Here is a 21,728-nt window from a genome sequence, read left to right on the forward strand (position 1 = left end):
TGTGACAACCCTTATCCCCACGACATGGACCAGTGCCAGATAACGGCGCGATAATGATACCGTTTGTGACTGCGCCACCCAGGAGCGCGCCCCATGAGCACCGCCAAACGTCTTGCCCGTTATGAAGATCTGCTTGATCTGCCCGATAACGTCGTCGGAGAGATCATTGCCGGTAGGCTGCTGACCAGCCCCAGACCGGCACCCAAGCACGCCCGCGCGAGTTCCGGACTGGGTGGCAGCATTATGCCGCCGTTCGATTGGGGCAAAGAAGGCCCTGGCGGTTGGTGGATTCTGGACGAACCCGAGTTGCACCCGGGTAACGACATCCTCGTCCCCGATCTCGCCGGCTGGCGCCGGGAGTGCCTACCCTCTCTGCCTCAGACCGCGTGGTTTGCGCAGGCCCCTGACTGGCTCTGCGAAGTACTCTCGCCCGCCACCGCCCGCACCGACCGCGTTCTCAAGCTGCCGCGTTACGCCGCCGCTGGCGTTGGACACTGCTGGCTCATCGACCCTGACGCCCGCACTCTGGAGGCCTATGCCAATCAAGACGGCCACTGGCTACTGCTGGGTACCTGGGCTGATCAGGACCTTGTCGCCATCGAGCCCTTTGCTGCCATCGAGCTCGATCTCTCCCATCTCTGGGTGTACTGATTTGTTTGATGGACATTGAAAGTAAGGCGCTTTTGCATTATCCTGTAATACATCAATCTGTACTAGTGCCGGGGGACAACATCATGACTACACTGACCGTTACTGCACGGGGACAAGTGACTTTTCGGAAGAACGTCCTGCAACACCTCGGCATCAGGCCAGGCGACAAGATCGAGCTGGATTTGCTGCCAGATGGCCGGGCCGTACTCAAGGCGGCGCGGCCCGCCGGGACGATTGCCAGCTTCGTTGGTCTGCTCGCGGGCAAGTCGCAGAAGCTTGCCAGCATTGAAGAAATCAACGAGGCGGCAGCGCAAGGATGGGCTGGCAAGAAATGAAGATTGCAGTGGATACCAATATTCTTGTGCGTGCAGTTGTGTGCGACGATCCTGTACAAGCGAACGCCGCCATCACCGTCTTGACCACCGCCGAGTTGGTCGCCGTTGCGTTACCGTGCCTTTGCGAATTTGTTTGGGTGTTGCTTCGCGTATATGGGTTCCAGCGAGCCGATGTGGCCAGCGCAATCCGGACACTGCTGGCCGCCGCCAATGTGGAAGTAAACCGGCCTGCCGTAGAGGCCGGTTTGCTGGTATTCGACGCGGGCGGAGATTTTGCCGATGGCGTCATTGCTTATGAGGGCAATTGGCTTGGCGGAGAAACCTTCGTTTCCTTCGATAAGAAGGCAGTGGCACTTCTCACGGCCCAAGGGCAATCAGCTCGTGTGTTGTGACGCAGGCTAGCCGAAGGAAGTACGCACGCGACGACAAAATCCCGCAACAATCCCCGAGACCGTACGAAGCAACAAAGTTGAGTGGACTGAAATGCGCTTCCGTTTATCCCCGCCCGTCAGCGTGCGATGATACCGGGGTATCGCACGCGAATCGGAGAATGCCCATGTCCACGCAGAGCGCCCGGACGCAGGAGATCAGCGTCGCCGACTATCTGGCTGGACAGCAGGATGGGGAGCTTCGCCACGAATACGTGGCCGGTCGCGTCTACGCCATGACGGGAGCCAGCGCGCGTCACGGATTGCTCGTCGGCGCGTTGCACGCCCTACTGTATCCGGCAAGCCGTCGGAAAGGCTGCCAGCTTTTCGTCAACGATATGAAAGTCCATATCCAGCGTGCCGGCGAAGATGCCTTCTACTATCCCGACCTGATGCTCGCCTGCGCGCCCGACGACCGCCCGGACTATTACCGCGAAAAGCCCTGTCTGCTCATCGAGGTCCTGTCCGAGAACACCGAACGTATCGATCGCTGCGAAAAGCTCTACGCCTACACCGGCATCGCCAGCTTGCGCGAATACCTTCTGGTGGCGCAGGATAGTCGGCGGCTCGACCTCTATCGTCGTGTTACGGACGATTGGACGCATGACCGCTATACCCAGGGCACGGTTCGCCTCGGCTGCGTGGAGCTGGAGATCGCGCTCGACGACATCTATGCAGATGTTGATCGTGGGTGATGGAGCCGTCTGATGCGTATCAGTAGTGTGGAAGCACCTCAAATCGACCGTTTTGCAGAGTTTAGGGCTGAGGACGGGATGTTCAACTCCGTGAATGAATCCAAGGTGCTCTGAAGATGAGCGAGCCAAGCCGTCTGGCGGCGTCTGATAGGAAGTGCCTGTTTGCCAATATGGCGTCGTTATTCACCCTCCAGGGTGCCAACTATCTCTTGCCGCTGATCACGGTGCCCTATCTGGTGCGCGTGTTAGGCCCAGAAAACTTTGGGCGGGTAGCGTTTGCCCAGGCATTCATTCAGCACTTTGTCGTCCTGACCGACTATGGTTTCAATCTAGGCTCAACCCGAGCGGTGGCGGCATACCGAGGAGATTCGCAGAAACTCGGAGGGATCATTGGTGCAGTGAGGGGTATCAGGTTCGCTCTGGCGCTTGGCGGCGTGGCGCTCATCACCGTCCTCATCCAGGCAATGTGCAACTTCCGCAGCCGCTGTACCTTAGAGGGGTAAGTTAAATGACAGGTACCAAGTCTTTTCCGAAAATCCATCAGCTCTCCGACGTTCAGTCCACGCAGATCGGTGAAGGCACCAGTATTTGGCAGTATGTCGTGGTTCTCCCCAAGGCCAAAATAGGGCGCGAGTGCAATATCTGTGCTCAGGTATTCATCGAGAATGACGTTGTTGTGGGCGACCGTGTCACCATCAAGAGTGGAGTCCAGCTCTGGGATGGACTGCGCATCGAGGATGATGTGTTCATTGGCCCGAATGTCACCTTCACCAATGACAAATTTCCGCGCTCCAAGGTTTGGCCGGAAAGTTTTCTGCAGACCACCATCCAGCAGGGCGCTTCCATCGGGGGGGGGGCTGTGATCCTGCCAGGCATTACCATAGGAGCAATGGCCATGGTTGGCGCTGGTGCGGTTGTTACGCGTACGGTTCCACCGGGCGCAGTCGTCGTGGGCAACCCAGCACGTGTTATAGGTCAGGTGGAGCATCGGCGTGAGCACCAGGAAAATGCCATCGATCTACAAGGCGTCACGAGTCATCGGAAGGACGCTCATGTTCCGTGATGCCAATACTGCAGACACAAGCTTTATCCTTGGACTTCGCACTGATGCACAAAAATCCCGGTATCTGTCACATACCCCGTCGGATTTTGAACGACAACGCGCTTGGATGGAAGCGTATGCCTCAACCAGGGATCAAGCATATTTCATCATTGAAGACTCGCTTGGTGAGTCCGTGGGCACCGTGCGCCTCTATGATCCACGAGGAAATAGCTTTTGCTGGGGTAGTTGGATCATTAAGGCTGGTGCTCCTGCCCATGCTGCCGTTGAGTCTGCGCTGATGGTTTACGCCTATGCCATGGATCACCTCGGCTTCCAAGCGGCACATTTCGATGTTCGCAAGCGGAATAAGCATGTCTGGCGATTTCATGAACGTTTCGGAGCGGTGCGTACCGGTGAAAGTAAGCAGGATTACTTTTACCAAATTAATGAAGCAGCGATAAAAGCTTCTCGCAAGCGTTATCATAAATACTTGCCTGTACCTATAAAGATCGAGGAATAAAAATGGATATTGATCTTTGTAAAATTGTAGATCTCCCAAAAATAAGTGACCCTAGGGGTAATCTCACCTTTATTGAAGGTGGAGTGCATATACCTTTCGATATCAAGAGGGTATATTACCTCTACGATGTTCCAGGTGGAGCTGAACGTGGCGGCCACGCGCATAAGGGACTTCATCAGTTGATTGTCGCCATGTCGGGAAGTTTTGATGTGGTTCTTGACGATGGTGGAAAGAAGAAGCGTGTTCACCTCAACCGATCTTATAACGGATTGTATATTTGTCCCATGATTTGGCGTGAACTTGATAATTTTTCATCAGGTTCAGTATGCATGGTCCTGGCTTCTAACAAATACGATGAGTCGGATTATTACAGAAACTACGAAGAGTACCTTCAAGCACAGTGTTTGAACAAATGAATATCCCGTTCCTCGATCTGCGTACAGCTTATCTTGAATTGAGAGATGAGATTGATCAAGCCGTATTGAATTCCATGGGCTCTGGATGGTATATTCTTGGCCCGGAAGTAGAGGTATTTGAAAAGGACTTTGCTCAATTCTGTGAAACCGAACATGCCATAGGCGTCGGCAACGGCCTCGATGCTCTGCACCTTGCGCTGCGTGCCATGGACATTGGCCCGAGTGACGAGGTGATCGTCCCATCCAATACGTACATTGCCACATGGCTTGCGGTCAGCCAATGTGGTGCAACGCCAATGCCTGTGGAGCCGGACGCAGCGACGTACAATATTGATCCCACTCGAATCGAGTCAGCCATTACCGCCCGCACCAAGGCCATCATTCCAGTTCACCTGTATGGGCAGCCGGCGGACCTTGATCCCATTCTGGAAATTGCCGGCAAATATGGGTTGCGTGTACTTGAGGATGGCGCACAGGCCCATGGCGCGCGCTACAAAGGCAAACGACTCGGGGCGCATGGAGATGCCGTAGCCTGGAGCTTCTATCCTGGCAAGAATCTTGGCGCATTGGGGGATGGAGGAGCAGTTACCACCAATGATGCAAAGCTGGCTTCACGACTACGCACTTTGCGTAACTATGGCTCCAGGGTTAAATATGTCAACGAAGAACAAGGCTACAACAGTCGTCTTGATCCCATACAAGCCGCCATTCTCAGCGTCAAGCTTCGGCATCTCGACGAATGGAACGAACGTCGGCGAAACATTGCATCGCACTATCTGGGCAACCTAAAAAACTTGGGACTTACTCTTCCCCTCGTTCCGGAGTGGGCCGAACCTGTATGGCACCTGTTCGTCGTGCGCCATTCCAAGCGCGACAACTTGCAACAGAAGCTGAACGAAGCTGGAATTGGAACTCTAATCCATTACCCGATCCCACCACATTTGCAGCAGGCCTACGCAGACCTTGGCTATCAGCGTGGGTCCTTTCCGATTGCCGAGGCCATGGCCGATGAAGTGCTCAGTCTGCCCATGGGGCCGCATCTGGATGGTGCCCAAAGGGATAAGGTGATCGCGGCCATTTTGGGCTGCAAGCCATGAGCTCACATCGTCAGATATTCAAGTCCAGCGCCATTATCGGCGGTGCCTCGGCTATCAACATCGCCATCGGCATCGCCAAAGTGAAGATTTTAGCAGTTCTTCTAGGGCCAACCGGTATTGGTCTGATGGGCCTTTACACTAATATCATGAACATCGTATCCACAGTGGCTGGCTGTGGTTTAAGCAATAGTGGAGTGCGTCAGATCGCTGCAACTGGCGGCAAAGCGGACGTTCTGGCTGGAGTGCGGCGCGCCCTTTGGTTGGGGAGCCTAGTACTTGGCATCGCTGGCATGATCGGTCTGTGGTTGTTGCGCGGTCCTGTAGCGATATGGATATTTGATGATTCTAGGTATGCCCATGAAGTTGGCTGGATTAGCTTGGGTGTACTTTTTACCCTTCTCGCCGGATCGCAGACGGCGCTACTGCAGGGTTTACGCAGAATTCGCGATCTTGCGCTCGTTAACATAATCGGCGCGCTTATCGCTGCTATCGCGGGCGTGCTATTAGTATACTGGCGAGGACAGAGCGGTGTGTTGTGGTTTGTACTTGTAGCACCCGTCGTCAGTGTGCTTGTTGCTGGCTACTATACGGCACGCCTGCCAAAGCTGAATCGAAGGAAGATGCATTGGCGGAGCGTCGGTATACATTCAAAGGCCATGATCAAATTGGGTATACCAATAATGCTGGCTGGATTACTGACGCTTGGAACTGCTCTTGCCACCCGTTCGCTTGTTTTTCGTGAGCTCGGAGTGGATGCCAGCGGTTATTTCCAAGCGGCATGGGCAATTTCCATGACCTATATCAGCTTTGTATTGGGAGCGATGGGCATGGATTATTACCCGCGTCTGACGGAAATCATCGAAGATCATGGGCAAGCATGCAAGCTTGTTAGTGAACAGAGTGAAATGGCACTACTGTTGTCAGGCCCCGTAATCTTAACGTTGATTACGCTTGCACCATGGCTAATCCATTTGTTATATACGGAAGGCTTTGCACCCGCCGCTGAGGTGCTACGTTGGCAAGCGTTGGGTGACATACTCAAGGTGTCAAGTTGGCCCATGGGCTTTGTGCTATTGGCAAAAGGGCGGGGAGGGCTATTCATGATAACGGAATTCATCTGGGGACTTTCGTACATTGGCCCAATAGTCGTTGATGTAGGCGACTGGGGATTGGTCATCACTGGTATCGCGTTCTGGTTTGCATATCTGATCTACTTTCTTGTGATGGCTATTATTACCGCACGGTTGATAGGATATCGGCCCGGTAGCAGAAACACGCTGCTGCTGGTAATATTGATGATTGTTGGCGGATTGATCGTTTTCTGTTCCGATCATTCGGAAATCGAAGGCTTGATAGTTGGGCTCATAGCTGTTTTATTTTTTGGTTTTTATAGTTTGTTTCGTTTGAATAAACTATTAGATTTGCGAGCGTGGTTAAAGAAAAAGCTTGTTAATAGGTTAAGAGATGATGGGGTAGCTAAGTGATGGATGAGTTAATGAGTTGTTCCATCAAGATTTGTTTGAAAAATCTGAAGCGTTATCTGGAGTGGCGATGACTGAAATCAATAAAAATCCACTCGTGTCGATTTGCGTCCCTGCATATAACCATGATAACTATGTAGGTCTGTGTATTCAGAGCATTATTGATCAGGATTATGAGAATATCGAGTTTTTGATTATTAATGATGGATCTAGAGATGGTACTCATGATGTAATTTCGAGCTTTGCCCAGGCGTGTGAAAAAAGATTTGTTAGGTTTGTTTTTCTTTCTAGAGAAAATAAAGGGTTGCCAGTCACGCTCAATGAGATGGTAGATTTGGCGCGCGGCGAGTACATCAAAGTTCTTGCATCTGACGACAAACTTTACCAGGGAAGCATCAAGATTTTTGTTGATAAGATGGTTTCTGAGTGTCTGGATGTTCTGTATGGCAGGCTGGTTATTATCGATGAACACGACCTGTATGTAAAAGAAATGGAGGGGCTGATTGACTTGGGTGAGAGCTATACATTTAATCAGTTTGGCTTATCGGTCGCTCTTCGACAGTCGCCCACGAGGGGATCCGCATGGGTGATGAGAACGGAATCATTGCGCATGGTCGGAAAGTTTGATGAGCGCTCTAAAATTGAAGATTGGGATTTGATTCTTCGGGTGCTTCATAATCGTCTTGTGATTGGTTATATTGATTATCCCTCATCATATTATAGGGTGTTTGGAGAGAGGGATCCTTATTGTGGGTCATATTACAATTGGCTAAAATCCGATCTCTATGTTTTGGATAAGTATAAGAATTTCGATCATCAGAATTATATGGTCGGAGTGAGATCGGTCTTTAAGGGTCGCATTCTTGGTTCTGGAAAAAACTTATTAGATTTTGGAAGGTTGTTTTGGAAATTCGTCGATATCCATTTGTTTCATCAATTTTTGTCAACCCAGTTTTTTTGTTTAGGATCATATTGGCATGGGTCCCTAGAAGAGCAAAAAAAGTGGTGAAGAGCATGCTGCGTAGCGCGAAATCAGGAGAGATTAAGTAGCAGTTTTTTGGCCTTTTATGTGGCCTTCACGTATACTTGTTAAGGTAATGAGATTTATTAGTGCTTGATGATCTTGATGTGCTTATTGTCGGCGCCGGCTTTGCTGGCGCTACCTGCGCGCGTGAACTTGCCGAAGCGGGCTTTGACGTGCTCGTCATCGATCGCCGGTCACATATCGCCGGAAACGCCTACGACGAATATGACGGCCACGGCGTGCTCATTCACCGCTACGGGCCGCATCTGTTCCACACCAATGCCGAGCGGGTTTTTCAGTGGCTTTCACGCTTTACAGACTGGCACGACTACGAACACCGCGTGCTGGCCGAAGTCGAGGGCCAATTGCTGCCGATCCCCATCAACCGCACCACGATCAACCGCCTCTATGGCCTCGACCTCGACGAGGCCGGCGTTGCCGTCTATCTGGAGAAGGTGCGCGAACCTCGCGAATCCATCCGCACCAGCGAAGACATGGTGCTCAACAGCGTCGGCCACGACCTGTGCGAGAAATTCTTCCGCGGTTATACCCGTAAACAATGGGGGCTGGACCTGAGCGAACTCAGCGCCGGCGTCGCCGCGCGCATCCCTACGCGCAGCAACGATGACGACCGCTACTTCACCGACGCTTTCCAGGCTATGCCCAAAGATGGCTATACCAAGATGTTTGAGCGCATCCTAGAACATCCCAAGATCCACATTCGGCTCAACACCGACTACGCCCAAATCAAAGCGCAGCTCCGCCCCAGGCACACGGTCTACACCGGCCCCATCGACGCCTACTTTGATTACCGCTTCGGCAAGCTGCCTTATCGCTCACTGCGCTTCGACCATGAACACTTGAGTGACACCGGATGGTTCCAGCCGGTCGGCACCGTCAATTATCCCAACGAACACGCCTACACCAGGATCACCGAGTTCAAGCACGCGACCGGGCAAAGCCACGCCGGCACCTCCCTCGTGCGCGAATATCCACAGGCCGAAGGCGATCCGTATTACCCCATTCCGCGCCCGGAGAACGAAGAGCGCTACCAACGCTATAAAGCGTTGGCCGAGGCCGAACCCAACGTTACCTTTGTCGGGCGCTTGGCGCAGTACCGCTACTACAATATGGATCAAGTCGTGGCCGCAGCCCTCAAGAGCGCGCAACAGATCAAAGAGAGCCTGAGCAATGAGTGAAACCGTCGCCGCAGTCGTCGTCACCTACAATCGCAAGCAACTGCTGACGGAATGCCTTGATGCATTGCTTACGCAGACTCGGCCAGTCGATAAAATTATACTGATCGACAACGCCAGCACGGATGGCGCGCCGGAGCTGTTGGAAGAGCGAGGTTATCTTGCCAATCCCGTGATGGATTACGTGCGGTTGCCCGAAAACACGGGCGGAGCCGGGGGTTTCTACGAGGGTGTGAAGCGTGGCTACCAAACCGGCTATGACTGGCTGTGGTTGATGGATGATGATGGTGTTCCGGATATCGACTGTCTGAAAAATCTTTTGAACGCGACGCCAGAGAATGCAGTGTTGAGTCCTGCGAGCTTGCGGATAGATGAAGTTCAATATCTGTCAGTCCCTGCTGGAATTGCTAAAAAGCTGGTTGTTACGCAAAGTGAGTTAGATGCCCTCGCTGATGAAAATGGTTTAGTGTTTGGTTGGTCCTGCTTCTTTCATGGTACTCTAATGCACAGGACTGTTCCAGAGAAGTGTGGTTTTCCAAGGCCTGAGTTATTCATGTGGGGGGACGAAGAAGAGTATCAGATCCGAATTATGAGATCTGGATTTTCTCTTGGTACGCAAGTTAACGCGTTGTTTTTTCACCCTGCAGAGCGTCGTGTATTTCAATATCTATTCGGAAAGTATGGGGTTTTGGATTTTTCTAGAACTTGGAAGTATTTTTGTTATTTTCGTAATCATGCCTACATCGGAAAAATGCATGGATACAGGCATAGTATTAAATTCTTTCTAATATATTGTTACTACACGATAATTAAAAGAAAGAGTATTGGTGATTTTTCATTTTTTGTTTCGGCGTTCTTTGACGGTTGGTTTAATAGGTTTAAGAAAAGAGTACCTTTCTAATGCGGATCACGTTCATTCTTCCAGGTCGCGGCAAGAAGCCTGTCGGCGGCTTCAAGGTGGTCTATGAGTATGCTAATGGCCTCACCCAAAGAGGGCATGATGTTTCTGTTGTCCATCCAGCACTTTTATATAAGGATACTCCACTGATTGATTATCCCAAAAGACTTGCTAGATATCTTCAGGGGAAAGTGGATCATAGCCATCTACCAAAGAGCTGGTTTTCCATTGATCCGCGTGTGAGGATGCTTTGGCGATGGTCATTGGATCAAAAGCATATTCCCGATGCCGATGTGGTCATTGCTACTTCGTGGCAAACGGCGGAGTGGGTTGCCAACTACTCAAAGAGTAAGGGGCGAAAATCCTATTTACTACAGCATTGGGAAAATTGGGGCGGGGTTTCCGAAGAGCGCCTTCGGCAGACCTGGAAGCTGCCTCTAGAAAAAATCGTCATCTCCCGTTGGTTGCAAGACATCGCGGTTGATCTTGGTGAGTCGGCGGAATATGTTCCAAACGGGCTGGACTTTACGCGATTTGGACTGGATATCTCCATAGAACAAAGAAACCCAGCATCTGTATTCATGCTTTACCATGAGCAGGTTTGGAAGGGTAGTGTTGACGGTTTATGTGCGCTGGAGATGGTGAGAAGCCGCCGTCCCGATCTTCGCCTGGACCTATTTGGCACGCCCAAAAAACCTGCAGACCTCCCGTCGTGGATTGAATACCACAGGCTTCCTAGTCAGACGGAACTCCGTGCACTATACAACCAAAGCGGCATTTTCCTCTCGCCAAGCTGGGGGGAAGGTTGGCCGTTGCCACCAGCAGAAGCCATGCAGTGCGGGGCTGCAGTAGTGGCAACAGATATTGGGGGTCATCGAGAATATTTGGAGGATGGGGTAAACGGGATACTTCGACCGCCAAAGAACCCATCCGCACTTGCGGATGCCGTCCTTCAGCTCATTAATGATCCCGAGCTTCGTATCACCTATGCAGAGCGCGGTCATCAATCGATTCAGCAGTTCACGTGGACGCGTGCCTGTGATCGCCTTGAGCGGTTTTTGATGAGTCTGGTAAAGCCATGAATGAGCTTCCGGCGCCTAGGGTTGCGGCGATTATCGTAACATATGAACCAGATACCGATTTGCTGGAAACTAATATCCGTAAGGTCGCACCGCAGGTACAACGTGTCTATCTCATGGATAACAGCACAGTTTTTTGCGGCGAGGCATTCTCCGAATCTCTGGGTATACAAAATCTCGACTGCATCCCGTTGGGAGAAAATCTGGGAATTGCAACTGCCCTGAATCGGGGCATTGAATCCGCCCGGCGGGACGGGATGGACTTTGTGCTACTGTTGGACCAAGACTCAGAGTGCGCCTCTGATCTCATCCACGAACTCCTGACCGCCCATGAAAAAGTCCGCGAGCAAGGGGGCAAGATCGCCGCGATTGGCTCCCGCGCGCTGGATCGGGAAACCGGTCATCTTTCTGATCCGCTGATCTTCGGCTGGTTTGGCACCCGTGTGCAACTCTGCCCCGAGGGATCGGTGGTGCCTGTCGAGTTTGTGATTACCTCTGGATCCCTCATTGCCATGGAGACGCTGCGCACGGTGGGCGCTATGCGCGAAGATCTCTTTATCGATCATGTGGACACGGAATGGACCCTGCGGGCTCATCAGCACAATTACCAAGCATACCTTTGTTGTTCTGCGCAGATCATCCATGCTAGGGGTGAACGTCGTTTGCGGGTCTGGGCAGGGCGCTGGCGTAATGCCCCCTTACACAAGCCATTTCGCTATTATTACCTGTTCCGCAACTATCTGCTACTTCTCAGGCAAAAGGGGCTTTCCCGAAAATGGAAGTTTATGGAGGCCCAGCGCTTGGTCCAGATGCTGATTTTTCTTGCCCTGTTTGCGCAGGAACGGGAGCAAATTGTTCGCTTTATTGCCAGAGGAGTAGGAGACGGATTGCACAACAGAGGCGGCAGGATGGGCCAGTAACTCACCTCCTGGACTTCACCCCAAAAGCATACCCATACTGAAACGCCAAAAACTTGAGTATATTGCGCACCACAGATGCGGGCCAGAGCCAGAATCTGCGCAATCCGAGATAAACAAGCTCCGAGCGCGCATACCGTAATCCCTCACCGCCGGCTCCGCCGAAGGCCTCTGCGATCCATTGTTGCTGTCCGTGGAATTCGCCAATGTCGCGGTAGCGCCGATACTCTTGCTTCAAGGTGTAATTGTGCGAATGGTAGCAGACGGGTGCGGCCGGATAGCCGAGGCACCATCCAGCCAGGAGCATTTTGGCACCCACGTAGAGGTCTTCACTTACCCGCACGTTTTCGGGAAATCCACCAATCTCGGCGAGGGCTTGGGCGCGATAGGCAGCGCAGGAGTCCGAGAGAAAGGGCGTTTTGATACCGAAGCGTTCTCGATCCTGTAGACAACGTTTTTCCTCCACGGCAGGATAATTGAAATGGCGGGAGAAAGCGGCAAAGACAGTTGCGTTGAGGTGCGGCACTTGGCGGCCGCAGACGGCACCGATTTGCTGATCCTGAAATCCGCGGATGAGGATTCGTAAAGAGTCCTCATCATAAAAATAGGCGTCCTGGGTAAGATATACATAAAAAGCATAGTCGGGATTTTCGGCAAAGGCCATCTGCCGCGTCTTGCCATGACCAAAGTTTTTTTGTGCAATCACTTGCATGCGAATATCCGGAAAACAGGCATGCAACATTTCCCTTGTCCCGTCCGTGGAACTCGAGTCGATGATCAATACCTCATGGGGCAGGTCCTGTATGGCCAAGGAGTCGAGCAGTCGCTGTAGGTCGAGACAGCCGTTATAACTGGGGATTATACATAAAATCTTTCCATCCGGTATGCCAGAATGGTGGCGGGCGAGTCGCTTTTGCTCATGGCTACTGGTTTTTTTGGGTACCGGTACCAGACTTTTGAAAATCCGCAAGGTCTTCCGGCAAACGATCTCCGACGCATACTCCCGCTCCGCGTCTTTGTGTGCTGCGCTGGCCAGCCGCCTGCGTAGCTGCGGATGCTCCAGCAGATGTTCGATCGCGTCGGCCAGGGCGACAGGATCCTTCGGCGGCACGAGCCAGCCATTTTCTTCGTGCTGGATGAGCTCCCGACAGCCCACCACATCCGTGGTCACGATGGCTCGCCCCGTTGCCATCGCTTCGAGCAACACCTTAGGAATGCCTTCCCGATGCCAGGTGGGTAGGCAGAACAGGTGACAATGCCCCAGGAGGGAGCTCATATCCCGCTGATCTCCCAGCCACTCGACCACACCCTGTTCGCTCCATGCCTGCAAGTCCGCTTCTGGAATTGCCGCAGAGTGTTCGTGATCCACGCCACCCGCGAGGAGAAAGCGATACGGGCGCCCACGCTCCCGCGACATGCGGGCGGCTTCTACATAAACGCGGATGCCCTTTTCCTCGATCATGCGGGCTGCCAAAAGAACGGTTAGTGTAGCATCCACAGGCTCAGGGCGTAGCGGAAATTGCTGTAGATCTACCCCTGCGCCTTTGATGACGATGCCGCTGCCCTTCCGTAGCGCCCCCATTTTTTCGAGCTCGTGGAGATCCTCCTGGTTCTCGAACACGACCACGCTACCGCGAGGATTCAGCAAACGCCGGAGGGCCTGCCGCAGCAAAGGACGAATCAGCCGTGCCTTCCAATCCTCGCCGGCAAAGACATACCCTAGGCCAACCGGCGCATTGACAATCTTGCTGCCCGGCGTGCCCAAAATTACTGCCAGCGTACCCAGCACAATGGGCTTGATGCCAATCTGCCAGACCAGGTCCGGGCGCTGCGCACGGTAAATCGTACGAAGCTGGAGTATGCTCCGTAGCTCCGGCAGGGGATTGATATTGTGGCGCGATAAATCCAGGGAATGAAAATCAAAACCGAACTGCCGGATCTGGTCAGCATAACCGGTTTCCGGCGTAACTACCGTTACCCGATAGCCGGCGCCTTGCGCATGCTCTGCCCTATCCAAAAAATGGGAAAGGAAAAAGCGGTCGCTAACGCATAAAATAATTAGTCTCATTATTTTATAGTAGCCCCGAGGTCCACGCTAATCGACAACGCCATGAAGTAAGACGATAAAAGTATCTTTCCAAGAGAAACATCTATCTCGCAGCAGATAATCATATTACGAAGATTTATAGATAGCGCGTTTCATTGCCTCCTTGAAACCGCGACTGCGGAGAACTCCGATAAATTGCGAGCGCCGAGTTGGGTTGAGTCCACCTCGTACTAACCTTGGTATGGATTTAAATATAGAAAAAAAAGTAATGCGTCTCTTAGTTGTGGCCGGACTCTGAGGCAAGTTAAGAGAGAGGGCGTATGCCAAAGCCATACCTAAACCGTGAGGATTCTCCTTCAGAAATGGTCTAATGCTTCTGGAAGAATTAGCGATGGCATCGCCAGAGCGCAACATGCCGTGAGGGTTGACTCGATACCAATACAAAGGTTCGGGCACGAGCTCCAACTTCAGGCCAGAAAGCAGTGCGTTTGAGAATAGCTCCCAATCTTCGTGACCTAAGCCATAATCTACCGTAAATCCAGAAATTTTATCGAAACTATCCTTTCTCCAGATAGACTGTGCGTCGCCGTAAAGATTTTCAAATATTCCACAGCCAAGGCACCCTCCAAGAGTAACCCAGATTGGCCCTGTCTTATCGGGATAATCATCTCCAGAAAATAACATCATTACACTGGTAAGCACATCTGCATTGCTGGAAAGTGCTGCTCGAACAAAAGTCTCGACCATGTTGGGAAAGGCAATATTATCATCATCCATGAAAATGATGTAGTCTCCTTTCGCCGAGGCAGCAGCCCGATTCCGCGCCGCGCCTAGATAACTATTTTTCTGTTGAATTAATTTCCATCCTAGAGCCAGAAACTCCTTCCGAAGCTCCTCTAATAACGAGATCGAGGCAGGGTCATCACTCCCATCGTCGACTAAAATAACCTCAAAATTTTTGTATGTTTGCCTGCGTAAAGATTCGATCGCTTGAAGCAAATAGGTTGGTCTTTTATGGTGGACGAGGCAGATGCTAACCAATGGAGTTAAATTCGTTTTGGGCGTTGTCGATGATGATTTTAAATTAGCGCTCGAAAAAAAGTCCCGCCATTGTTGGCGCGCAAAAGATTCTGTGAATGATGGTCGAGCCGGTCCGATGTTTTGTTGCAGGTGGCGTTGTAGCGTTTCAGCAAGATTGCCGGGCGTCGGGGTGAATAGAGTGTCCTTATGGTCGGTTTCTGCCACAAGCTCAGGTATGCCGCCAACATTAGATGCGATGAAGCGAACCTGATTTCTTAGGCATTCTAAAACAGTATAAGGAGAATTTTCAACGAGCGACGGAATTACAACCAAAGTTCCTTGATTTTGAAGTTCTCGTACAGCCCGAGTTCGATCGCGGTCTATCAAGATGGCTATATCAACGCCCCAATCTGCTGAACGCTGATTAATGTACGCTATGCTATCAAAACCGTTTGATGAGACAGGTTTCCCTAAAAATTTAATTTTTCTAATGCTGTAACGTATCTGTTCCGGTAATCGATCAATGGCATCACAAAAGAGCTTGAGCCCCTTGCGAATTTCAAGGCGTCCAAAAAAAATGACGTTGTTTGTGGGATTGATTTCGGCAACTTTGTCTGGATTAGAGACGAATGTTGACTCGATATTCGGAATTACGCGTTGTCTTGATAGTTCAGGCATTTCCCAGTGACGACTACGCATCCATTCGAGCAAGTACTGACTTGGGCTAATGATCCAATCAGCAAGACGGATTGTTTCCCTTTCCATGAAATCTCGTTCAACGTCGTCAATGGAATGTGGCAAGGAGAAGTTGCCTTCCATTGCCCATGACTCCGGGCTATGTGTATTGACGACGATGGCCAGGTTTTGATAAGCAAGACCTTGGTGTTTGCTGAGGGCGACGTAAAACGCTAACCCCATCCACTCAGGAAAGATCACCATATCCCAGTCCCTCTCGCGACGCAGTAGCCACTGATGTACCGCCCACGCTCGTCTTCGATATACTCTTGCGTCTATCTCCGGATCATCTGCCTCATTACGTTCGTGGACTGGGTAAAATGGCACACCCGCTTGTGTGTAGTGTGTTATCCACCGATCGATGGGGCCGTTCTCGCTATAATGACCAAGAGCATAACTAATTGATATTTCGTGTCCTGCTGATTTGGCCCAGTACGCGAGATTGCTGAATGCGGTTCCGATACCACCATTTCGTATCGGTCCGTCGATATCGGGAGTTACAATTAAAATTCGCATCTCATACCTTAGGTTTGTTTCAGGGTGTAGGTTGCTAGGAACATGAACGTTGTTGAACGAATGGACAATTACAATTCAGAAGAGCTTCCGCTTGCCACGATCTTGCCCCGATCAAGACGAATATATTTATCACAGAACTGTTTCACTTGCTGTGTGTTGTGTGTAACCAATATCAACGCCATACCATTGCGTCTGAGTTGTTCAATTTTATCAAGGCATCGAATCTGAAAATCATGGTCACCAACTGCCAAAATTTCGTCTGCCAGCATAATGTGAGGATTAATATGCACTGCTATGGAAAAACCCAACCGCATTTGCATTCCCGAGGAATAGTTTTTGAGTGGCGTGTCAATAAATGCTCCAAGTTCTGAAAATTCAATAATAGTTTTCGTTAGGCCTAGGGTTTGACGGTTTGTGAATCCAAACAGGCTGGCATTTAAAAAAATATTCTGGTAACCAGTTAGCTCACCGTTGAAACCTACCCCTAACTGAATTAGTGGCGCAATCAGGCCTCTTGTAGTTATCGTTCCTTTCGTTGGAAGCATAATCCCAGCGATTACCTGCAGTAGAGTACTTTTGCCGGATCCATTATGGCCAATAAGTCCCAGGGATTCGCCCTGTGATAAGGTAAAACTAACGTTGCTGACTGCGGTAAACTTTTCTTTACGCTCCTTTTTATTGCGATAAAAAAGCGATAAAAATCGGCTCTTGATACCGGTATTGCGATTGTGACGGAGGATGAAATCCTTGGTAACGTTATCAACTACAACTGCGGGTTCCATGGTTTTACAGGTCCTCCACGAGGTGGCGTGCCTTTCTATGAAACATAAATGTGCCTATGGCTACCGCCGCGACGGCCCATAAGGCGGCAAGTATGATATGGTTCAGTGACGGCATGGCGTTGAGGTAAAGCAATGAATGAAATATGTCCATAAATTGGGTAAGAGGGTTTAGCTCAATAAGTGTCTTTGTCGAGCTGTGTAGTGAGTTTATATCGTATCCAATGGGAGTGAACCAGAAACCAAACATTAGTGCAATTTCTGTCAGATGTTTAAGATCTCTGAATTCTACCTGGAGCACAGAAAAGAGCAGAACTAAGCCCCAAATAAAGGCGACGTAAAGTATCAGGGCAAACGGATACAGCAAAAGAATCCAGCGATAGTGTCCTCCAAGAAACGGATATAGAATCATTAGGATTGCGATCGCGACTATCCATAGGGTCAAGTTGAAGAGTAAGGTTGATGTTGGTATTAAGATTCGTGGAAAATATATTTTCTGCAGTAGCTCCGTGGCGCCGATCAGGCTTTCGCAGCTTTGGCTTATTGCCTGAGTAAAAAGATTATAGTGTAATACGCCTATTACCAAATATAAAATATAATTAGGCAAGTTACTGCGGAACACGTGGGTGAACACAAAGTCATAAAGCAGTATCAAGGAAAGAGGGTTGCCTAGGGACCAAAGGAAGCCAAGCATTGCGCCTTGATAGCGGACCGTTAAATCTTTTCGAACAAGATTGGCCACTAGATCACGATATTGCCAATATCTGTTAATGCCTGTTTTCTTTGTGGAAGCGTAAGACATTTGGGCGCCATGTCAGGATTGCGATGATGTGAGTAGCGCATTCTTGCCTACGTGAAAGCTCCCGTCAACGGTTTGTCCATGGCGCTTGGCTTGCGCTACTGCTTTCTTTCTACACCGCCACTTCTTTTTCTTTCCCTTGGGCCGGTGGGTATGCTCACGGTTCGCGCCAGCGGCGAGGAGCTTTGGGTAGGATCAGCGCAGGTGTCAAATAGATCGTTAGGTGTGCATTCGACGTACTTGTTGGCGGCTGACCCTTCCGATCGGCATCCCGGGATGATATAGTCTGCGGCTTTCGGGCGGGGTTTGCTAGGCTACCATGCTCCAGAGAATCGAACTACAGCGTTTTCCGAGGGCTAATGAATGAGTGAAGGTTCCACCCACAATGAGCAGCGGGCTTCTGCTTCCAGACAGGTGTCACTAGCGGAAGCTCTTCAGATTGCGCTCGCCTACCATCGTCAGGGAGGCGTTCAATCTGCGGAAGAATTGTACACCAGCATACTGCGTGTCGACCCCAGCCATTTGGACGCCATGCATCTTCTTGGTGTGATCCGCTGTCAGCAGGGTAGGTTGGATGAGGCCGAACAGCTGTTACGGGGTGTTATTGAGCGCCAACCAGAGTCAACTGCGTTTCAGAACAGTTGGGGCCGTTTGCTCCTCTTGCGCGGGCGTAGAGAGGACGCCCTTTCAGCCCTGCGGCGCGCGCTGGAACTTTCACCGCAGAACCCTGAGGCATTTTTCAACCTCGCCGAGGCTGAGCTGAGTGCGCTACAGCTCCCTGAAGCGATACAAAATTACGAGAAATGCCTGTTGTTGCACCCTTCTCATCCCACCGCCCGCTTTGGACTTGCGCAGGCCGTGCGCCTCAAAGATGGGTGGTCTGCCGCGATTCCGCAATATCAACTTGCCGCGGCAAATGCTCCCGAAAATCCGGTTGTGCACCATTTCCTCGCGACAGCTCTCATGCTCTCGGGTCACACGGAAGCCGCTATGGAGGTGTTGGAAAGGCTCACCAGCAAGTGGCCAGAATTTGCGGATGGCTGGAGTGCATCGGGTGCCGTAAATTTTGCTCTTGGCCGACTTCCGCAATCGATTTCAGCCTATGAGAAAGCTATTGCTTTAAAGCCCGACGCTATGCAAGCGCTCGATGGATTGGTGGAAGCTCGTCGGCGTGCGTGCGATTGGCGAGATGATATCGCAATTCTAGAACAGCGGTTGGTAGACTATGTGCAGCGCTGTATCGACGAACGTCAACAACCGGTTGTTCGCGCCTTTACTTCGCTCTACATTCCTTGCAATGGTCTTCAGCAACTGGCCATTGCTCGCGCCAATAGCGCGAGTTTGATTCCGTTGGACAAGAATAACCGGTATACAGAGAAAGCATTTCAGGAAGGACGGCTGCGTATCGGTTACATGATTGCGGATGTGCGCAATCATCCCAACGCCCACAATACGTTGATGCTTTACGGTCTGCACGATCGAGAGCGGTTTGAGGTGTTCGTCTATAGCTGGGGCGTAGATGATAGCAGCGTTTATCGTCATCGTATTCGGGGGGCTGCCGAGCATTTCGTGGAAATGCGTGGGTGGTCCGAAGAGAGTATCGCAGGCCAGATTGCCAGCGATGGTATCCAGATTCTGGTGGACTTGATGGGTCACACTTCTGACAATCGGTTGGGTGTTCTTGCACGACGTCCTGCGCCCGTTCAGATCAACTATCTTGGCTACCCGGGTACCACTGGCGCTGATTTTGTCGATTACATCATTGGCGATAAGTGGGTTACTCCGGAGTCTCATGCAGAGGCCTTTTCCGAGGTAGTTCTGCGGCTACCCAACAGCTACCAAATCAATAGCGTTCGTGAGGTAGATCTTCGTGGCTCTCCGGACCGCGCCTCACTCGGCCTTCCCACCGAGGGTTTTGTGTATTGTTGTTTCAATACGGCCTACAAATTCACGCCGCGGGTTTTTTCGCTCTGGATGAACATACTCAAGGCTGTACCCAACAGTGTGTTCTGGACTTATGCCAGTGGCTCCTTGGTGGATAGGCATCTGAAAGAGACCGCCCAGCAGCACGGGATAGATCCCAGTCGTATCATCTTGGGTCCACAGCTACCGCGTGAAGAACACTTGCAGCGTATGCAGGTGGCTGATCTCTTTCTCGACACTGAGTACTACAATGCTCATACCACCGCGACAGATGCGCTATGGGCTGGTGTCCCGATTCTCACCGTGCCAGGCGAGACATTTTCTGCGCGGGTTTGTGCCAGCCTGCTGGACTCTGCTGGTTTGGCAGACTGCATTTTGGGAGATTGGGAAAGCTACCAGGATACGGCTATCGCAGTCGCCCGCGACCCCTCAAGATTACACCGGTGGCGAGAACACCTTCGTGCGCATCGAGAAAGCCTGCCCGTCTTTGACACGGCAAGTCTCGTTCGGGATCTAGAGGCCCTATATTTGGAAGTCTGGCAGAAAAAGCAGGCGCAGCAACAGGAAGGGGGCCTGCCTTGATTTTCCAGCAGCCCACCGTTCATCCTTCCAGCCTTATCCAGTTGCCGGCACCACAGTACGGGCAGAACCCGCTGCTTGTCCGCAGTCATGGCATCCGCTATCTCATTACGGGTAATACCTTGCTTGAGCCTGATGTCATTACGAACATCATCAACACATCCCGGACACCTAAGGAAGCGTTGCGCCGGCTTATCACGGCTTACCGTGAACGGGGATATTTTCTAGTGGTCGCCCGGGCAAAGGTTGATCATAATGATGTCCATATCTACGTCGTGCAAGGTCAGATTATACAAAAGGACGTTAGCTCCGATCTGGCTCCTTTTTATGCCGGACTGGAGGGGCAAGATCTCACTGCATCGCAAATGATCCGCAGAAACATTCTTGCGGACGCATACAGCTCTCGCAATGGGATGCAAATGAATGTCGGCTTCTCGCCATCCAGTAATCCTGGGGGTACGAACCTATCTGTACAGCAGCGGCCAAACCCAAATTTTTATCCTCTGAATGGCTCGGTCACCTTTGGTAACTATGGCAGCAGATATACATCCAGCTACATTTCTGGTCTGAATCTCTCCTTGCAGCCAGGTCACGGAATACTGCTCAGCGGAGGATTCAATTATGGAATTTCTGGGCTGAGCGAGAAAAGTAAAGGTAGTACCTACTATAACGGTACTCTCGGCTTTAGCGTGATCACTCCATGGGGCATTTATGGTGCTAGCCAACAATGGACGCACTATCGTTTAGGAGAAGTGACGGCGCCATATTACTTTACGGGCAATGTTGCCATTACTTCATTGACCGGCTCGCAATTGTTGTTTGCCAATACTACAAATAGAATTTCAGTAAATGAGGCATACACCTTTTCTGATTACAAGGAAACAGTTTTGGATGGATTGTATACCTTGAGTGACCAGAATTATCAGTATTACACCTTTGGCGCTAATGTGAATCATCAGTATCAGCTCTTTCAGCGTGCTGGTAATCTGGCGTTGGCCGCGACAATTAATCATGGAGTCAGTGGTTATCATGGGAGTTTCATTGACTCCCTTGGAGCACCCAGCCCAAAATTCACGTACCTGACATTACAAATCAATGCGATGCAGAGCTTACCCCTGGGTTTCTCCTTGCAAGGTAGTGCCAGTGGCCAATGGTCAAATCAGACCATGCCGGCCAATAATCAGTATGTAGTTGGCGGGTTTGGCAACCTGTCGGCATATACGCCAGGAGTTATACAGGGCGATTCAGGCTATGCCGGACGAATCAGCGTGCAGGCACCTTCCGTTCGTTTGGGGAAATTCACGGCTACGGGTTCTCTGTTTGGCGAGGATGTCGCAGTTACCGATCATTATCTCTCCCCCGGACAAAGACCCTGGAAAAGCCTCTCAGACATAGGATTGGGGGTCACGTTATCCAGTCCCTGGGGTACGTCCATCAACGCCATGACCGCGATACCTGTCGGTCATAATGGATTTTCTTCCTCCGAACTGGCTGCCGTGCGTAATAGCCGAATCGATGCCTATTTTCTGTTTACGCAAACATTCTGACAGG

At 51.2% G+C, this 21,728-nt stretch carries 21 protein-coding genes; 17 read left to right on the forward strand and 4 right to left on the reverse strand.

Features of this window, described 5'->3' with window-relative positions; genetic code table 11:
• The first annotated feature begins 93 nt into the window (after positions 1–93).
• The 15 genes from AC2VNM_RS02850 to AC2VNM_RS02920 all read left to right on the forward strand — a co-directional run bounded on the left by AC2VNM_RS02850 (position 94) and on the right by AC2VNM_RS02920 (position 11,782).
• A complete protein-coding gene (locus tag AC2VNM_RS02850; RefSeq protein ID WP_486912834.1) occupies positions 94–651 on the forward strand; it encodes a Uma2 family endonuclease in 558 nt (185 codons plus the stop codon).
• A gap of 83 nt (positions 652–734) precedes the next feature.
• The gene (locus AC2VNM_RS02855) at positions 735–986 is read left to right on the forward strand and encodes an AbrB/MazE/SpoVT family DNA-binding domain-containing protein (protein WP_486912835.1); all 252 of its coding nucleotides are present in this window, start codon (positions 735–737) and stop codon (positions 984–986) included.
• Entirely contained in the window at positions 968–1,378 is a 411-nt protein-coding gene (locus tag AC2VNM_RS02860; protein WP_486912836.1) for a type II toxin-antitoxin system VapC family toxin, read from the forward strand. The genes AC2VNM_RS02855 and AC2VNM_RS02860 overlap by 19 nt, the downstream gene beginning before the upstream one ends.
• Positions 1,379–1,542: 164 nt before the next feature.
• A complete protein-coding gene (locus AC2VNM_RS02865) occupies positions 1,543–2,109 on the forward strand; it encodes a Uma2 family endonuclease (protein ID WP_486912837.1) in 567 nt (188 codons plus the stop codon).
• A gap of 116 nt (positions 2,110–2,225) precedes the next feature.
• Positions 2,226–2,612: an oligosaccharide flippase family protein gene (locus tag AC2VNM_RS02870; protein WP_486912838.1), complete on the forward strand. Its 387-nt coding sequence runs from the start codon at positions 2,226–2,228 to the stop codon at positions 2,610–2,612.
• A 5-nt stretch (positions 2,613–2,617) separates the two neighbouring features.
• Positions 2,618–3,172, forward strand: a complete 555-nt coding sequence (locus AC2VNM_RS02875) for an acyltransferase (protein ID WP_486912839.1) — start codon at positions 2,618–2,620, stop codon at positions 3,170–3,172.
• Positions 3,162–3,671 (forward strand): GNAT family N-acetyltransferase, encoded by a 510-nt coding sequence (locus AC2VNM_RS02880; protein ID WP_486912840.1) that lies wholly within the window; start codon positions 3,162–3,164, stop codon positions 3,669–3,671. Before AC2VNM_RS02875 ends, AC2VNM_RS02880 begins: the two co-directional genes overlap by 11 nt.
• 2 nt (positions 3,672–3,673) lie before the next feature.
• Positions 3,674–4,087: a sugar 3,4-ketoisomerase gene (locus AC2VNM_RS02885; RefSeq protein WP_486912841.1), complete on the forward strand. Its 414-nt coding sequence runs from the start codon at positions 3,674–3,676 to the stop codon at positions 4,085–4,087.
• Positions 4,072–5,184, forward strand: coding sequence for a DegT/DnrJ/EryC1/StrS family aminotransferase (locus AC2VNM_RS02890; protein ID WP_486912842.1), 1,113 nt, complete (start codon positions 4,072–4,074; stop codon positions 5,182–5,184). The genes AC2VNM_RS02885 and AC2VNM_RS02890 overlap by 16 nt, the downstream gene beginning before the upstream one ends.
• On the forward strand, positions 5,181–6,668 hold the full coding sequence (locus tag AC2VNM_RS02895) for an O-antigen translocase (protein WP_486912843.1): 1,488 nt from the start codon (positions 5,181–5,183) through the stop codon (positions 6,666–6,668). The genes AC2VNM_RS02890 and AC2VNM_RS02895 overlap by 4 nt, the downstream gene beginning before the upstream one ends.
• 16 nt (positions 6,669–6,684) lie before the next feature.
• Positions 6,685–7,674 carry a glycosyltransferase family 2 protein gene (locus tag AC2VNM_RS02900; RefSeq protein ID WP_486912844.1) on the forward strand — a complete coding sequence of 330 codons (990 nt, stop codon included), beginning with the start codon at positions 6,685–6,687 and terminating at the stop codon, positions 7,672–7,674.
• A gap of 101 nt (positions 7,675–7,775) precedes the next feature.
• Positions 7,776–8,888 carry a UDP-galactopyranose mutase gene (gene glf, locus AC2VNM_RS02905; protein WP_486912846.1) on the forward strand — a complete coding sequence of 371 codons (1,113 nt, stop codon included), beginning with the start codon at positions 7,776–7,778 and terminating at the stop codon, positions 8,886–8,888.
• Positions 8,881–9,786, forward strand: a complete 906-nt coding sequence (locus AC2VNM_RS02910; RefSeq protein ID WP_486912847.1) for a glycosyltransferase family 2 protein — start codon at positions 8,881–8,883, stop codon at positions 9,784–9,786. Before glf ends, AC2VNM_RS02910 begins: the two co-directional genes overlap by 8 nt.
• Positions 9,786–10,865 (forward strand): glycosyltransferase family 4 protein, encoded by a 1,080-nt coding sequence (locus tag AC2VNM_RS02915; protein ID WP_486912848.1) that lies wholly within the window; start codon positions 9,786–9,788, stop codon positions 10,863–10,865. The genes AC2VNM_RS02910 and AC2VNM_RS02915 overlap by 1 nt, the downstream gene beginning before the upstream one ends.
• Positions 10,862–11,782: a glycosyltransferase family 2 protein gene (locus AC2VNM_RS02920; RefSeq protein WP_486912849.1), complete on the forward strand. Its 921-nt coding sequence runs from the start codon at positions 10,862–10,864 to the stop codon at positions 11,780–11,782. Before AC2VNM_RS02915 ends, AC2VNM_RS02920 begins: the two co-directional genes overlap by 4 nt.
• Position 11,783: 1 nt before the next feature.
• On the opposite strand, the gene AC2VNM_RS02925 is transcribed toward AC2VNM_RS02920, so the two are convergent.
• The 4 genes from AC2VNM_RS02925 to AC2VNM_RS02940 all read right to left on the reverse strand — a co-directional run bounded on the left by AC2VNM_RS02925 (position 11,784) and on the right by AC2VNM_RS02940 (position 17,678).
• Positions 11,784–13,847: a glycosyltransferase gene (locus AC2VNM_RS02925; RefSeq protein ID WP_486912851.1), complete on the reverse strand. Its 2,064-nt coding sequence runs from the start codon at positions 13,845–13,847 to the stop codon at positions 11,784–11,786.
• A 105-nt stretch (positions 13,848–13,952) separates the two neighbouring features.
• Entirely contained in the window at positions 13,953–16,097 is a 2,145-nt protein-coding gene (locus AC2VNM_RS02930; RefSeq protein WP_486912852.1) for a glycosyltransferase, read from the reverse strand.
• Between the two features lie 68 nt (positions 16,098–16,165).
• Positions 16,166–16,879, reverse strand: a complete 714-nt coding sequence (locus AC2VNM_RS02935) for an ABC transporter ATP-binding protein (protein ID WP_486912853.1) — start codon at positions 16,877–16,879, stop codon at positions 16,166–16,168.
• 4 nt (positions 16,880–16,883) lie between these two features.
• Positions 16,884–17,678 (reverse strand): ABC transporter permease, encoded by a 795-nt coding sequence (locus tag AC2VNM_RS02940; RefSeq protein WP_486912854.1) that lies wholly within the window; start codon positions 17,676–17,678, stop codon positions 16,884–16,886.
• A 360-nt stretch (positions 17,679–18,038) separates the two neighbouring features.
• Here AC2VNM_RS02940 and AC2VNM_RS02945 point away from each other — a divergent pair, with 360 nt between their 5' ends.
• Entirely contained in the window at positions 18,039–20,180 is a 2,142-nt protein-coding gene (locus AC2VNM_RS02945) for an O-linked N-acetylglucosamine transferase, SPINDLY family protein (protein WP_486912855.1), read from the forward strand.
• Positions 20,177–21,724, forward strand: a complete 1,548-nt coding sequence (locus AC2VNM_RS02950; protein ID WP_486912856.1) for a ShlB/FhaC/HecB family hemolysin secretion/activation protein — start codon at positions 20,177–20,179, stop codon at positions 21,722–21,724. The genes AC2VNM_RS02945 and AC2VNM_RS02950 overlap by 4 nt, the downstream gene beginning before the upstream one ends.
• Positions 21,725–21,728 lie beyond the last annotated feature (4 nt).

Source organism: Acidithiobacillus sp. TH-A67, assembly GCF_057473545.1.